Genomic DNA, 12673 nt, shown 5'->3' with positions numbered 1-12673 from the left:
ACTAAGTAGCGGGATTCAATGTACTAAACTGTGACGCTTGGTTAACGGACAAGCTTTCGTCACACCGCCACGTACAGCTTTCTCGCCAGGGTTTCGATCTCGCCGCGCAGCGATCCGCCGGAGCCCTTGAGCAGGGCCTCGACATTGCGCCGGGCGGCCTCGCGATCGCACGACAGGACCATCTGCTTGACCGCCCGATGCCGGCCGGCGGCATGGAAAGGGCGTCAAAGCCCAGGGCCACCAGGGTGAAGGCCTCCAGCGGACGGCCCGCCATCTCGCCGCACACCGACACCGGCGTGCCGGTGTCGGCGCAGGCCTGCTGGATGGTCTTCAGGGCGCGCAGGGCGGCCGGCGACAGGGGGTCATAGCGGTCCGAGACCTTCGGATTGCCCCGGTCGGCGGCGAACAGGTACTGCATCAGGTCGTTGGTGCCGACCGAAACGAAGTCGGTCATCGGCAACAGTGCGTCCAGATGCCACAGCAGCGACGGGGCCTCGATCATCGCCCCGACGTCCAGGCGCGACGGCGCGGGCCGGCCGCGCTTCAGCGCCCAGGCCACTTCCTGGTCGACGAACGAGCGCGCGGCGCGGAACTCGTCGACATTGGCCACCAGCGGGAACATGACCTTCAGCGGCCGGCCGGCGGCCGCCTTGATCAGGGCGCGGATCTGCATCCGCAGCAGGGCCGGACGGTCCAGGCCCATGCGCACGGCGCGCCAGCCCAGGGCCGGATTGTCCTCTCGCTCCAGCTCCATGTACGGCAGCAGCTTGTCGCCGCCCAGGTCCAGCGTGCGGAAGGTCACCGGCATGCCGTTGGCGGCCTCCAGCACCTTTTCATAGAGCGCGGTCTGGGCCTCCAGGCGCGGCAGCTCCTCGGCGACCATGAACTGGAACTCGGTGCGGAACAGGCCGATGCCCTCCGCCCCGGTCTCGGCCAGGATGTCGAGATCGACGGCCAGGCCGGCGTTCATCAGCAGCGTGATCTTGGCCCCGTCCTTGGTGATCGGCGGGGTGTCGCGCAGGCGGGCGAACTCGGCCTTGCGCTGGGCGCGAACCTCCATCCGCACCTTCAGCGCCTTGACGACGTCCGGACGCGGGCGAAGCCAGGCCTCGGCCGTCTCGGCGTCGACCACGACGGGGTCGCCTTCGCTGAGCCGGTCGCGCAGGCCGGCCAGGCGGCCCACGCACGGGATGTCCAGCGCCCGGGCCACGATGCCGGCGTGGCTGGCCGCCGAGCCTTCCTCCAGCAGGATGCCCTTCAGCTTGGTGCGGTCGTATTCCAGCAGGTCGGCCGGACCGAGGTTTCGGGCGATCAGGATGGCGTCGTCGGGCAGCTGACGCACGGCGTGGACGTCGCCCGACAGGTGGCGCAGCAGCCGGTCGTTGAGGTCTTCCAGGTCGTGCAGCCGCTCGCGCAGATAGGGATCGCGGGCCTGGCCCAGGCGGGCGCGGTGCTCGGACCGCACGCGCTCGACGGCCGCCTCGGCGGTCAGGCCCGAGCGCACCGCCTCCTGCAGCGACCGGTTCCAGCCCCGGTCGTGGGCGAACAGGCGATAGGTCTCCAGCACCTCGTAGCTGGCGCCGACCAGGCCGTGCTGGCCCTCCAGCATCTCGTCGATCTGGGTCTGCAGCGCCTCGATGGCGTAGGACAGCCGGGCTTCCTCGGCCAGGGCGTCATCGGACAGCAGGGTCTCGGGCGCGACCGGCTGCTCGTGCAGCACCGCGACGCCATAAGCGAGACCTTCGGCGAAGCGCGAGCCCTTCAGCCGCTCGGGCTTGTGCGGCGCCAGCTCGACGTCCTTGAGCTCGTCGGCGCCCAGCAGCTCGCTGGAACTGACCATCTCGGCCAGCACCATGGCGATGATCTGGAGGTCCTCGACCTCCTCCTCGTCATAGGTGCGCTCGGTGCGGTTCTGGACGACCAGCACCCCGATCGCCCGGCCGCCGCGCAGCAGCGGCACGGCCAGGAAGGCGTGGTACGGATCTTCGCCCGTTTCCGGACGGTACGAGAACTGCGGATGGCTGGCGGCGTCGGACAGGTTCAGCGGCCGGCCCAGGCGCATGGTCTCGCCGACCAGGCCTTCGCCCGGCTTCATCCGGGTGACGTGCACGGCTTCGCGCGACAGGCCCTCGGTGGCGAACAGTTCGAGATCGCCCGAGGCGCGGCGCAGATAGATGGAGCACACCTCGGCGACCATCGAGATGGCGATGGTGCGCACCACCATGTCGAGCTTGGCCTGGGCGGGACCGCCGCCGGCCATGGCCTCGCGTATCTGCCGCAGCAGGCTGCGTGGTCCTCGAACGGCGATGCCGGATGCCGCCATGACGCCTTTACGCGCTCCCTCTCCCTGGAACCGGTGTAGCCCAGCTTGATGCGCCAAGGGTTAAGGCCGGATCCAAGCCTTCCAGATGGGGGCTACAGCAAATTCCGCCAGCGCGATAGCCGGCGCGGACAACCGAACGGCGATTAGGTGCGACCGCGCAGAAAAAGCGCCGCCCAATTTTCAAAGGGGGAGACGGGCGGCGCGAAAAAGCGCCGCCCCGGGAGGGGGCGGCGCAGGTTAGCTCGCTCGGGGAGGGATCAGGACACGAGCGGCCTAGAGGCGGGGCCTAGCGGCGATAGCCGTAGGCGTAGCGGCTGTCGTAGCGGCTGTCGTAGCGGGCGTCGTAACGGTCGTGGCGGTAGCCGCCGCGATCATAGGCGTATCGGTTGTCGTAGCCGTAGCGGCTGTCGCTGTAGCGCGGGGCGGTCCGGTAGCCGTGGCTGTAGCGACGGTCGTACTTGTCCTTGGCCGTCGAGGCGCCCAGGGCCGCGCCGGCGACCGCGCCGATGGCGACCGCTTCGCCCTTGCCGTCGCCGATCGCGGCGCCGGCGATGCCGCCGATCACGGCGCCCAGGACGGCGCGGTTGGTCTTCTCGCCGGCGAAGGCGGCCGAGGCGGGGGCGACCAGCGCGCCGGTGATGGCGACGGCGACGACGGTCTTGGTGAACTTGCCGATGGTCTTCATGGCAGGGCTCCTGTTCCAGAAGCGTCGCCCCCTTTCCCGAAGATGAGACTGGGCGGCGCTGTTGAATGTTGTTTTAGAGGGGCCCGCCTGAACCTGATTTGAACCGCGCCGTTCAGGTTCGGTTTAGGTTTTGAACACAAGCCGACGAAGCTTGACCGGGATCCGCCGGCGAAAGATAGTCGACCGATCAACCTAGAGATAATCGACCGAATGACGCGCGGACTGGCTGTAGCGAAGAGATTGCTGACGCTACATCCTTGGGTGCTGACGGTCCTCCTCTTGGGCTTCAACCTGGCGGCTGGCCCGGTGAGTTGGATAGCGCCCCCTTTAGCGCAGACGCTGAATTGGCTGACCGTTGCGGTTGATATGGGCTGGATCTGGTCGATCTACACCGTATCAACAGCCGTCGTTCCAGAGCGGTCTCGCCCCGCCTGGGAGCCTTGGATCTTCGTCGTTCCGTCCCTGGTCGAGATGATCGCAATGATCGGCAAGCTCTCGATGAACAATAGTCCGGCGGCGCTCCTCTTCTTCGCCGCGTTCCTGTTTTGCATCGGTAGGACGGCAATCGCGCTGGAAACAGCAGACCCAAGCACCGCGCCGACCTCGATGGGCAAGACTCTCGGCACGGCCGCGCTGCTGTTCTTCTCGGTCGTCGGAGTCTGGTGGCTGCGACAACGCCTACTGCGTGTCGCCGCCCGGACCCCCTCGGTCTAGGCCAGCTCCACTCGCGGCCGATGCAGCCGCACCGACCACAGCACGCCGGCCAGCATCAGCACGATCGCCGCCGTCTCCAGGCCGCGCGGCCAGCGGCCTTCGTGCAGGAAGCCGTAGAGCAGCGCGAACAGGGTCTCGAACACGATCAGCTGGCCCGACAGGCTGAGCGGCAGCAGGCGGCTGGCCGCGTTCCACAGGCCGTTGCCGATCACCGAGGCCCCGATCGCGACGGCGAAACTGACCATCCAGAACCAGCCCCAAGCTTCAAGGGTATGGGCCGCCGGCGCGAGGGCCTCGCCGCCCAGGGCGAAGGCCGGGACCACCAGCGCCAGCGACAGCAGGCCGGTGGCCAGGCCGGTCAGCAGCGACCACTCGTGGCTGGTGAACTTCGGCGTCGCGGCCAGGCGGCGGGCGTTCCAGACAGCGTAGGCGGTCCACATCGCCAAGGCCAGGGTCGCGCCCAGCACGCCCACCACCTGCTTGCCGATCCCGACGCCGTGGCTGTCGGTGAACACCGAGACGTTGATGCAGACCCCGCCGGCCACGACCAGGGCCAGGGGCGCGGCCAGGTGGCGGAGCGCAACGCCCTCCCCTGGCTTCGCCCCAACCAGGGTGACCGTCACCGGCAGGAGACCGATGATCAGCGAGGCCAGGGCCACCCCCGCGCTCTGCACCGACACCGACAGGCCGACATAGTAGATCAGGTTGCCCAGCAGGCTCAGCGCGGCCAGGTCCCGCCAGTCCTTGGCCGTCATCTTGGCCATCACCGTCTTCCAGCTCGGCGCCAGCAGCACCGCCGACGCCAGGCCGTAGGCGATGTAGCGCCCGGCCGTCATCTGCAGCGGCGTGAAGGCGGCCAGCAGCTTCGGCGCCAGGAACACCCCGCCCCAGAACGCGCCGGCGATCAGGCCGAACAGCAGGCCCAGAAGGAGATTGCGGGAGGCGCTCATGCGTCCCGGGTTAGCAGGCCCCGCGGCGCCTGGCTTGGCGAAAGCTCCCGGAGGTTTGGCGGTTTCTATTACAGGTTGACTCTTAGGTAGAGCAATGAACTCATTCAATCCTAGGTAACATCAGGAGGGTTGAATGAAGTCCCGTCGTGAATTGATGTTCGGCGCCGCTGGGGTTGGCGTCGGCGCCCTGATGGTGGCGACCGCCGCCCACGCGCGGACGCTCTCGGCCAGCGCCTCGCCGTCGACTATCGGTGTCGGCGAAGGTTACGTGACCGTCAGCGTCAGCGGCGGCGTCGGCCCCTACAGCTACCAGTGGACCCGCATCTCTGGCTCGACCGATATCGAGGTGTCGGACCCCAACAGTCCGGTGGTCGAGTTCGGATGGGTCGGCCCCTCGAGCGGACCGCCGCGTCTCTCGGCCTGGGTGTGCCAGGTGACCGACAGCGCGAACGATACGGTCAGCACCAACAGCGTCCACGTCGCCTACGGCGGCGCCTAAGGACGCCCCTTTCGCCAGGCGCCGGGGGCGACGCCCAGCGCCGCCTTCATGCGCCTGGTGAGACCGCTCTGATCGCCGCGCCCCGTGCGCGCGGCGATCTCGGCGATCGACAGACGGGTGTCCGACAGCAGGCGCTGGGCCGCGCGCAGCCGCGTGTCGAACAGCGAGGCGCGGGACGGGGCGGGGCGACGGGTGGTTTGGCAGCCTCCAACATAGGTTGACTCTTAGGTAGAGCAATGAACTCATTCAATCCTAGGTAACATCAGGAGGGTTGAATGAAGTCCCGTCGTGAATTGATGTTCGGCGCCGCTGGTCTCGGCGCGCTGCTGGTGGCTACGTCCGCCCAAGCCCGAACCATGACCGCCAGCGCCTCGCCGTCTTCCCTCGAAGGCGCCGGCTGGCCGCCCACCGACCCCACCTACGTCACCGTCAGTGGCGGGACACCGCCCTACAGCTACGAGTGGGTGCACATCGGCGGCACCGGCTATGTCTATCCCAACGACCCGGCAGGCGAATCCACCACCTTCTACTGGGACGGCCCATGGGGCGGTCCGCCGAAGATGTCGCGCTGGGTCTGCGTGGTGACCGACTCCGCCAGCCAGACGGCGACCACCAACACCGTCACGGTCACCTTCGACCCGACGATGTAAGGCTAGCGCCGCTTTCGCCAGGCGCCGGGAGTGACGCCCAGCGTCGCCTTCATGCGCCTGGTGAGACCGCTCTGATCGCCATGCCCCGTGCGCGCGGCGATCTCGGCGATCGACAGGCGGGTGTCCGACAGCAGGCGCTGGGCCGCGCGCAGCCGCGTGTCGGACAGCGCGCCGTGCGGCGTCGTCCCGTAGGCGTCGGCGAACCGCGCGAAGAAACGGCTCTGGCTCATGCCGGCCTCGGCGGCGAGGTCGCGGACGGTCAGCGGCTGATCGTAGCGGGCCTCGATCATCGCGACGGCTCGCGCCAGGCGCGGATCGACGGCGATCGGCGCGGCGGCAAGACCGCGCAGCAGCAGCGGCGTCCACAGGCTGGCGACGCCCACTTCGATCACGCCGGGCGCCTCGCCGGCCAGGTAGTCGAGAAGGCCGCGCACCGCGCCGGTGACCGGAGCAAAGGGCCGCTCGCGCAGGCGCTCGAAGGGCCTCATCAGCGCCCCGCCGATGTCGGCGACCACGAACAGGTTCTCGCCCGAGGCGGCGAAGGCGTGGCGCGCGCCGGGCGGGACCACGGCCGCGCGGCCCGGATCGACCCGACCGCCCCGGCCGTCGATCTCCATCTCCAGCACGCCCCGACGCGGCAGCACGATCTGGTCGAAGGCGTGGGCGTGCGGCGGCGCATCCTCGCCATAGCGGCGGAACGATAGCTCGGCGGGGACGATGAGGTCGTGGCCCATGGTCCCGTTATAGCGGGATCAGCCGTGTCCCGGGAGGGCCAGCGGCTCGTCGGCGTCGGCCACCAGCCGGCGGGCCTGGGCCAGGGCCGCGTCGATGTCGTTCTCGATGAACTCGACCTCGAGGTCGGTCAGCGGGTGCGGGGCGGCGATGACGTTGCGCAGATAGGCGCGCTTCTCGACCTCGGTCATGGTCCACCAGCCGACCGTGTGGCCTTCCTCGATGACCGCGTCACCCATGGCCAAGAGGTCGTCGGTGTCGAAGATCGGCTGGCCGGGCTTTTCCGGGAACCACTGGCCGTCGTCGGGCAGGGCCTGGTCCAGCTGGTTCAGCAGCGCCGCCAGCCACGGGCTGATCAGCAGCGGCTTCTCGTAGCCGTCGCCGAACTTGGCGCGCAGCAGCAGGTCGTAGAGCAGGTCCAGGCCGGCGTCGCCGTGGAAGGTGACGGTCTTGGCGTCGGGATCGAACTTGAAGACGTCGGACATGGCGATTCTCGGAGGCTGCGGCGTCTTCTTAACGTCACAACACGACGTTTCGGCAACGGCGAATGCTGGCGAAGCCCCCTCAGTCGGCTTTGCCGACAGCTCCCCCATAAAGGGGGAGCAGGATCCGAGGCGTCCTCCCCCGCTACGGGGGAGGTGGCCCAAAGGGCCGGAGGGGGCTGCCCAGCCTTACAGCTGGTCCAGCCCGTAGACCGCGTGCAGCGCCCGCACGGCCAGTTCGGTATAGGCCGCGTCGATCAGGACCGAGATCTTGATCTCCGAGGTCGAGATGACCTGGATGTTGATGTTCTTCTCGGCCAGGGCCGCGAACATCGACTGGGCGACGCCGGCGTGGCTGCGCATGCCCACGCCGATCACCGACACCTTGGCGACGTCCTCGTTGACCGCGACGTCCTCGAAGCCGATCTCGTCGCGAGCGGCCCGGACGATCTCGACCGCGCGGGCGGCGTCACGCTTGCCGACCGTGAACTCCATGTTGGCGGTCGCGGCGCTGCGGGCGCGCGACTGCACGATCATGTCGACATTGACGTTGGCGTCGGCCAGCCGGCCGAAGATCTGCGAGGACACGCCCGGGTGATCGGGCAGGCCCAGCAGGGTGATCTTGGCTTCGTCGCGGCTGTAGGCGACGCCCGAGACGATGCGCTTTTCCATGATTTCTTCCTCGTCGCAGACGATCGTACCTTGGCCGGGAGCTTCCCCCGGTTCGACGAAACTCGACAGCACCCGCACCGGGACGCGATGGGCCATGGCCATCTCGACCGAACGGGTCTGCAGCACCTTGGCCCCCAGCGAGGCCATTTCCAGCATCTCTTCGTAGCTGATCTTGGCCAGGCGCTTGGCCTTGCTCTCGATCCGCGGGTCGGTCGTGTAGACGCCGTCGACGTCCGTATAGATGTCGCAGGCGCCCTTGACGGCGGCGGCGATGGCCACAGCGGAGGTGTCCGAGCCGCCCCGGCCCAGGGTGGTGATGCGCTGGTTCGGGGTCACGCCCTGGAAGCCGGCGATCACGGCGATCTCGCCATTGGCGAAGCAGGCTTCCAGATTGGCGGGCGGAATGTCCTCGATGCGGGCGCGGCCGTGGGCCTCGTCCGTGATGATCGGCACCTGCCAGCCCAGGAAAGAGCGGGCCCTGTGGCCCATGTTGCGCAGGGTCATGGCCAGGAGACCGGCGGTCACCTGCTCGCCCGAGGCGACGACGGCGTCATACTCGTCGTCCGACTCCGGAAGCCCTTGCGCCGCGCGGCCGGCGCCGTCGGTCCAGGCGACCAGCTCGTTGGTCTTGCCCGACATGGCCGAGACGACCACCGCCACCTGCTTGCCCGTCGCCACCTCGGCCGCGACCAGACGCGCCACCCGACGGATGCGCTCCAGGTCGGCCACCGACGTGCCGCCGAACTTCATCACCAGACGTGACACGTCCTTGGTACCTCGACACTTGGTTATTTCTTGCGCCCGCGCGGCCGGATCGCTCCCCCTCGCGCAAGCCCGCGCCTTCTAGCGGGGCGATGGCGCAACGGCAATGTCGCGGAGGTGTCTTTTTTCCGTGATCGTGGCGAGCGCCGGCGTCCGTGCTAGACAGGCCGCATGACGCAAGCCGCCTCCTCCGCCCCCTCCTGGAGCATCGACCCCGCCGACGTGGCGCGGTTCTCGGCCATCGCCGCCGAGTGGTGGGACCCCAAGGGCAAGTTCGCGCCGCTGCACGTGTTCAATCCCTGCCGCCTGGCCTTCATCCGCGAGGAAGCCCTGGCGCGATTTGGCCGCGACGGAACGCTGCGCCAGCCCTTCGAGGGTCTTTCCCTGCTGGACATCGGCTGCGGCGGCGGCCTGCTGTCCGAGCCCATGTCGCGGCTGGGCTTTGACGTCACCGCCATCGACGCCTCCGAGAAGAACATCAAGACCGCCGCCACCCACGCGGCCGAGCAGGGGCTGACGATCGGCTACCGTCCCGCCACCGCCGAACAGCTGCTGGCCGAGTGCGCGGGTCCGTTCGACGTCGTTCTGACCATGGAGGTCATCGAGCACGTCGCCGATCCGGGCGAGTTCCTGCGCACCTGCGCCAAGCTGCTCAAGCCCGGCGGCATCATGATCGTCGCCACCCTGAACCGCACGCTGAAGGCCCTGGCCCTGGCCAAGATCGGCGCCGAATACGTGCTGCGCTGGGTCCCGCCGGGCACCCATGAGTGGAAGCAGTTCCTCAAGCCTGAAGAGCTGCGGGCCTTCATGGCCGGCGAACCAGTCGAGATGCAGGGCCCTTTCGGCGTCAGCTACAATCCGCTGACCGGCCGCTGGAGCCGCTCGGCCGATGTCGACATCAACTACATGATGACGGTCACCAGGGGTTGAAACGAAGCTTCTTTGCTACGCGCGCTCTTGTCGCGAAACCGGCTTCCACTTTCGCGGATCGCACGCCAACCGGGAACTTCAGCCCGAGGCGGGACTTCTCTCCCGCGCAGGGACTTGAACTCGGATTGGCGACTCAACTTTCGGGGGTCGGCCGTCGATCCGTTCTAGAGGGAACGGAGACTTCTCATGACTTCCAAGACTTTGGCCGCCGTGCTGGCCGCCACCGTGGCGTGCGGCGCGATCGCCCCCGCCTTCGCGCAGGATTCGGCGTATCAGCGCAGCCTTCAGAACTACGACGCCCAGCGCTCCAGCTACTATGACAAGGTCGCCGAGTATCAGGAGCGCCAGGACGCTTACGAGCGCGATCGCGCCAACTACGTCCAGGCTCGCGAGGACTACGACCGTCGCTATGGCCGCGGCGCCTATGACCGTCGCTATCCCACCTATGCCACGCGCTACAGCACGGCCCAGTATCGTGAGAGCGCCGCCTACTATTCCGAGCAGGCAGAGTTCGAACGGGCCCGCGCCAACTATGAGCGCGCCCGCTACGACTATGACCGCCGCAATGGCGACGGCGCCTATGACCGCCGCCATCCCCGCGACGCCGCCCGCTTCCGCACCAGCGGCGTGAGCTACGCCTCGGGCTCGAACTACGATCCGGGCCGTCAGCAGTGGGAGCGTGATCGCGACCGCTACATCTCGGCCCGCGACGCCTATGACCGTCGCTATGGCGTCGGCGCCTATGACCGCCGTCATCCGGGCGAGGGCTCGCGCTTCGCCGCGCCCTATGCCGGCGCCTACAGCATCGACACCAACGCCAACGTCTCGTACCCGAACGACTGCCGTCAGGACGCCAAGCGCAACGCCACCGTTGGCGGCGTGATCGGCGCTTTGGCCGGCGCGGCTCTGGGCTCCAACGTGGCCGCCCGCAATGCCCGTCCGGAAGGCACGGTGCTGGGCGCCCTGGTCGGCGCCGGCGTCGGCGCGGCCGTGGGCAACGCCTCGGCCAAGTGCGACACGCGCGGCAACTACTGGACCTACGAAGAGACGCAGCCCTACCGCTACAGCGACGGTCGCTACGCCAGCACTGGCGAACGCTGCCGCCTGGCCCCGCCCCGACCGAGTACAATGGCCGGGTCGAGACCCGTTATATCCGCGTCTGCCCCGACGCCGAGGGCCGCTATCGCGTCGAGGGCTGATCTCTCGAAACGTAAGACCCTGGCTGACAGTCGGCTTTCCGACAAATTGGAAACCGACCGTCAGCTTGGGCGTTTACGCACCGAGGGATCTTACAAAAACAATTATCGGAGAGCCCGCCATGCGCGCCCGCCTGAAGACCATCGTTCTGGCCACCGTTGTCGGTTTCACCGTCAGCTCCGTCGCCATCACCGCCGCCGAGGCCCAGCAACGCCGTGAACGCGTCCTGGTCTGCAACAAGTCCAAGGCCAAGAACGGCGCCATCATCGGCGGCCTGTCGGGCGCCCTGCTCGGCAACACCGTCGCCGGCCGCGGCAACAAGACCGAAGGCGCCCTGCTGGGCGCCGGCGTCGGCGCCGTCGCCGGTCACGAGATCGGCAAGAGCAAGAAGAAGTGCCACTACGAGTACCGCTACCGCCGGTAACGACTAGACAGGCTTAGCGCATCTTCGGATGACAAAGGGGCGGCGGATCAAAGGTCCGCCGCCTTTCGCGCGCCTGGGGAGGGAGATTTCCCCTCAGTTCACGTCGGTCTTCTTCGGGGCGGGCGGCGGCAGCGGGGCCACGCGCACGCCGTCCTCGACCAGCGCCTTGACCTCGGTGGGCGAGGCCTCGCCGTAGATGCCGCGCTCTTCGGACTTGCCCTCGTGGATGGCGCGCGCCTCCTTGGCGAAGGCGTCGCCGACATAGTCGAAATTGTCCTCGAACGTGCCGACGGACCTCGCCCATGGCCGTCATCATCATCTCGCGCATCTTCGGATCGACAGCGGGCGCCGAACTCTGGGCCTTCGTGCCCGCCACGGCCGGCGCCATGATCTGCTTGGAAACGCCGCGCGAGCCGCACAGCGGACACTCGACGAGGCCCCGCGCGGCCTGGTCGTCATAGTCCGCCGAGGAGCCGAACCAGCCTTCGAACTCGTGGGCCGCGTCGCACTGAAGCGCGTACTTGATCATGGGCTATAGATGGCGAGCTTTACGGCCCGACGAAAGGCCGGGCGTTCTGAAGGACCGGAATCGCCGCCCGCGCCGACAGGGCGGCGGGCAGATCGAGCTCGGCCATCAGCACGCCGGGCTCATCGCGGTCAAGCTTGGCGATCACCTCGCCCCAGGGGCCGACGACGATCGAGCGGCCCCAGGTGCCGCGGCCGTCCTCGTGGAAGCCGCCCTGGGCCGCGGCGATGACGAACGAGCCGGTCTCGATGGCCCGGGCCCGCAGCAGCACGTCCCAGTGCGCCTCGCCCGTCGGCCGGGTGAAGGCGGCCGGCGCGGTGATCACCGTCGCCCCGGCCAGGGCCAGGGCGCGGTGCAGGGCCGGGAAGCGCATGTCGTAGCAGATGGTCAGGCCGAACTTGCCGATCGGCGTCTCGACCACCACGGCCTTTTCGCCGGGCGTGTAGGTCGCCGAACTCCCGCGCCGTCTCGCCGGTCGGGAGATCCACGTCGAACATGTGCAGCTTGTCGTAGGTGGCGACAATCGCGCCGGTCGGATCGATGACGACCTGGCGATTGGCCGCCTTTCCGTCCTCGCGCCGGACCAGGGCCGAGCCGACGTCGATCCAGGTCCCGGTCTCGGCCGCGATCTCGCGCAGGCCGTTAACGACCGGGTCGTCGGCCAGCGCCGTCAGGGTCGGCAGCAGCTTGCTCCGGTCCTTCTGCAGGACGTTGGTGCATTCCGGCGTCAGCACGAACCGGGCGCCCTGCCCGATCGCCTCGCGCACCAGCGGCGCGACATGATCCAGCGCCGCCGCGTGCGTCGCGGGCGTCCGGGTCTGGATCAGACCGACTCGCAAGGACGCGGACGGGCTCATGCGGCGAGAAGAGCGTCCAGCTTGCCCTCGCGTTCGAGGGCCATCATGTCGTCGCAGCCGCCGATGTGCCGATCGCCGACGAAGATCTGCGGGAAGGTGGTGCGGCCCGAACGCTCCATCATCTCCTGGCGCAGCTTGGGATCCATGCCGGCCTCGACCTCGGTGAAGTCGGCGCCCTTATCGGTCAGCAGGGCGAGGGCGCGGGCGCAGTAGCCACAGAACGGGCGGGTGTAGATGGTGACGTGAGCCATGGAACGGTCGATACCCTGG

At 68.5% G+C, this 12673-nt stretch carries 13 protein-coding genes and 3 pseudogenes; 6 read left to right on the top strand and 10 right to left on the bottom strand.

The window, feature by feature from the left end; genetic code table 11:
* Positions 1 to 59: 59 nt before the first annotated feature.
* A pseudogene (ptsP, locus tag ACHMW8_RS13060) lies at positions 60 to 2323 on the bottom strand (phosphoenolpyruvate--protein phosphotransferase).
* A 286-nt stretch (positions 2324 to 2609) separates the two neighbouring features.
* Positions 2610 to 3008 (bottom strand): hypothetical protein, encoded by a 399-nt coding sequence (locus tag ACHMW8_RS13055; protein WP_395445766.1) that lies wholly within the window; start codon positions 3006 to 3008, stop codon positions 2610 to 2612.
* Positions 3009 to 3218: 210 nt separating this feature from the next.
* Between ACHMW8_RS13055 and ACHMW8_RS13050 the strand changes: the two genes are divergently transcribed.
* Entirely contained in the window at positions 3219 to 3722 is a 504-nt protein-coding gene (locus tag ACHMW8_RS13050) for a hypothetical protein (RefSeq protein ID WP_395445765.1), read from the top strand.
* Here the strand turns inward: ACHMW8_RS13050 and ACHMW8_RS13045 are convergent.
* Positions 3719 to 4672 carry a DMT family transporter gene (locus tag ACHMW8_RS13045; RefSeq protein WP_395445764.1) on the bottom strand — a complete coding sequence of 318 codons (954 nt, stop codon included), beginning with the start codon at positions 4670 to 4672 and terminating at the stop codon, positions 3719 to 3721. The two genes, ACHMW8_RS13050 and ACHMW8_RS13045, sit on opposite strands and share 4 nt — an antisense overlap.
* A gap of 133 nt (positions 4673 to 4805) precedes the next feature.
* Here ACHMW8_RS13045 and ACHMW8_RS13040 point away from each other — a divergent pair, with 133 nt between their 5' ends.
* Positions 4806 to 5171, top strand: coding sequence for a SprB repeat-containing protein (locus tag ACHMW8_RS13040; RefSeq protein WP_125155994.1), 366 nt, complete (start codon positions 4806 to 4808; stop codon positions 5169 to 5171).
* Here the strand turns inward: ACHMW8_RS13040 and ACHMW8_RS13035 are convergent.
* The gene (locus tag ACHMW8_RS13035) at positions 5168 to 5320 is read right to left on the bottom strand and encodes a helix-turn-helix domain-containing protein (protein WP_395445968.1); all 153 of its coding nucleotides are present in this window, start codon (positions 5318 to 5320) and stop codon (positions 5168 to 5170) included. The genes ACHMW8_RS13040 and ACHMW8_RS13035 overlap by 4 nt on opposite strands.
* A 126-nt stretch (positions 5321 to 5446) precedes the next feature.
* On the opposite strand from ACHMW8_RS13035, the gene ACHMW8_RS13030 reads away from it, so the two are divergent.
* The gene (locus ACHMW8_RS13030) at positions 5447 to 5821 is read left to right on the top strand and encodes a SprB repeat-containing protein (RefSeq protein WP_125155993.1); all 375 of its coding nucleotides are present in this window, start codon (positions 5447 to 5449) and stop codon (positions 5819 to 5821) included.
* A gap of 2 nt (positions 5822 to 5823) precedes the next feature.
* Here the strand turns inward: ACHMW8_RS13030 and ACHMW8_RS13025 are convergent, their stop codons facing one another.
* The 3 genes from ACHMW8_RS13025 to ACHMW8_RS13015 form a co-directional block, all read right to left on the bottom strand.
* Positions 5824 to 6555, bottom strand: a complete 732-nt coding sequence (locus ACHMW8_RS13025) for a helix-turn-helix domain-containing protein (protein ID WP_395445763.1) — start codon at positions 6553 to 6555, stop codon at positions 5824 to 5826.
* Positions 6556 to 6573: 18 nt separating this feature from the next.
* A complete protein-coding gene (locus ACHMW8_RS13020; protein WP_125155991.1) occupies positions 6574 to 7038 on the bottom strand; it encodes a hypothetical protein in 465 nt (154 codons plus the stop codon).
* A gap of 186 nt (positions 7039 to 7224) precedes the next feature.
* The gene (locus ACHMW8_RS13015) at positions 7225 to 8472 is read right to left on the bottom strand and encodes an aspartate kinase (RefSeq protein WP_125155990.1); all 1248 of its coding nucleotides are present in this window, start codon (positions 8470 to 8472) and stop codon (positions 7225 to 7227) included.
* Between the two features lie 168 nt (positions 8473 to 8640).
* Here ACHMW8_RS13015 and ubiG point away from each other — a divergent pair, with 168 nt between their 5' ends.
* From ubiG to ACHMW8_RS13000, 3 genes are all read left to right on the top strand, one after another.
* Positions 8641 to 9399, top strand: a complete 759-nt coding sequence (gene ubiG, locus ACHMW8_RS13010) for a bifunctional 2-polyprenyl-6-hydroxyphenol methylase/3-demethylubiquinol 3-O-methyltransferase UbiG (protein ID WP_395445762.1) — start codon at positions 8641 to 8643, stop codon at positions 9397 to 9399.
* A 186-nt stretch (positions 9400 to 9585) separates the two neighbouring features.
* Positions 9586 to 10815, top strand: a complete 1230-nt coding sequence (locus tag ACHMW8_RS13005; RefSeq protein ID WP_395445761.1) for a glycine zipper 2TM domain-containing protein — start codon at positions 9586 to 9588, stop codon at positions 10813 to 10815.
* Entirely contained in the window at positions 10718 to 11020 is a 303-nt protein-coding gene (locus ACHMW8_RS13000) for a glycine zipper 2TM domain-containing protein (protein WP_395445760.1), read from the top strand. Before ACHMW8_RS13005 ends, ACHMW8_RS13000 begins: the two co-directional genes overlap by 98 nt.
* A 93-nt stretch (positions 11021 to 11113) precedes the next feature.
* On the opposite strand, the pseudogene ACHMW8_RS12995 reads toward ACHMW8_RS13000, so the two are convergent.
* The 3 genes and pseudogenes from ACHMW8_RS12995 to grxC all read right to left on the bottom strand — a co-directional run bounded on the left by ACHMW8_RS12995 (position 11114) and on the right by grxC (position 12654).
* Positions 11114 to 11549, bottom strand: a pseudogene (locus ACHMW8_RS12995) (DUF1178 family protein).
* Positions 11550 to 11568: 19 nt separating this feature from the next.
* Positions 11569 to 12403: pseudogene (locus ACHMW8_RS12990) on the bottom strand (carbon-nitrogen hydrolase family protein).
* The gene (grxC, locus tag ACHMW8_RS12985; RefSeq protein ID WP_395445759.1) at positions 12400 to 12654 is read right to left on the bottom strand and encodes a glutaredoxin 3; all 255 of its coding nucleotides are present in this window, start codon (positions 12652 to 12654) and stop codon (positions 12400 to 12402) included. Before grxC ends, ACHMW8_RS12990 begins: the two are co-directional and overlap by 4 nt.
* Between the last annotated feature and the right edge of the window lie 19 nt (positions 12655 to 12673).

Origin of the sequence: Caulobacter sp. UC70_42, assembly GCF_044056025.1 — a bacterium.
In the GTDB taxonomy this organism is placed as follows: Bacteria; Pseudomonadota; Alphaproteobacteria; order Caulobacterales; family Caulobacteraceae; genus Caulobacter.
Note: the sequence above shows the minus strand (reverse complement) of the source record. Positions and strands in the feature narration are given on the sequence as shown.

What these genes read in the sequence shown, in the direction of transcription:
- ACHMW8_RS13055 (WP_395445766.1), bottom strand. Translation starts at nt 3,008, where the DNA reads ATGAAGACCATCGGCAAGTTCACCAAGACCGTCGTCGCCGTCGCCATC.
- ACHMW8_RS13050 (WP_395445765.1), top strand. Translation starts at nt 3,219, where the DNA reads ATGACGCGCGGACTGGCTGTAGCGAAGAGATTGCTGACGCTACATCCT.
- ACHMW8_RS13045 (WP_395445764.1), bottom strand. Translation starts at nt 4,672, where the DNA reads ATGAGCGCCTCCCGCAATCTCCTTCTGGGCCTGCTGTTCGGCCTGATC.
- ACHMW8_RS13040 (WP_125155994.1), top strand. Translation starts at nt 4,806, where the DNA reads ATGAAGTCCCGTCGTGAATTGATGTTCGGCGCCGCTGGGGTTGGCGTC.
- ACHMW8_RS13030 (WP_125155993.1), top strand. Translation starts at nt 5,447, where the DNA reads ATGAAGTCCCGTCGTGAATTGATGTTCGGCGCCGCTGGTCTCGGCGCG.
- ACHMW8_RS13025 (WP_395445763.1), bottom strand. Translation starts at nt 6,555, where the DNA reads ATGGGCCACGACCTCATCGTCCCCGCCGAGCTATCGTTCCGCCGCTAT.
- ACHMW8_RS13020 (WP_125155991.1), bottom strand. Translation starts at nt 7,038, where the DNA reads ATGTCCGACGTCTTCAAGTTCGATCCCGACGCCAAGACCGTCACCTTC.
- ubiG (WP_395445762.1), top strand. Translation starts at nt 8,641, where the DNA reads ATGACGCAAGCCGCCTCCTCCGCCCCCTCCTGGAGCATCGACCCCGCC.
- ACHMW8_RS13005 (WP_395445761.1), top strand. Translation starts at nt 9,586, where the DNA reads ATGACTTCCAAGACTTTGGCCGCCGTGCTGGCCGCCACCGTGGCGTGC.
- ACHMW8_RS13000 (WP_395445760.1), top strand. Translation starts at nt 10,718, where the DNA reads ATGCGCGCCCGCCTGAAGACCATCGTTCTGGCCACCGTTGTCGGTTTC.
- grxC (WP_395445759.1), bottom strand. Translation starts at nt 12,654, where the DNA reads ATGGCTCACGTCACCATCTACACCCGCCCGTTCTGTGGCTACTGCGCC.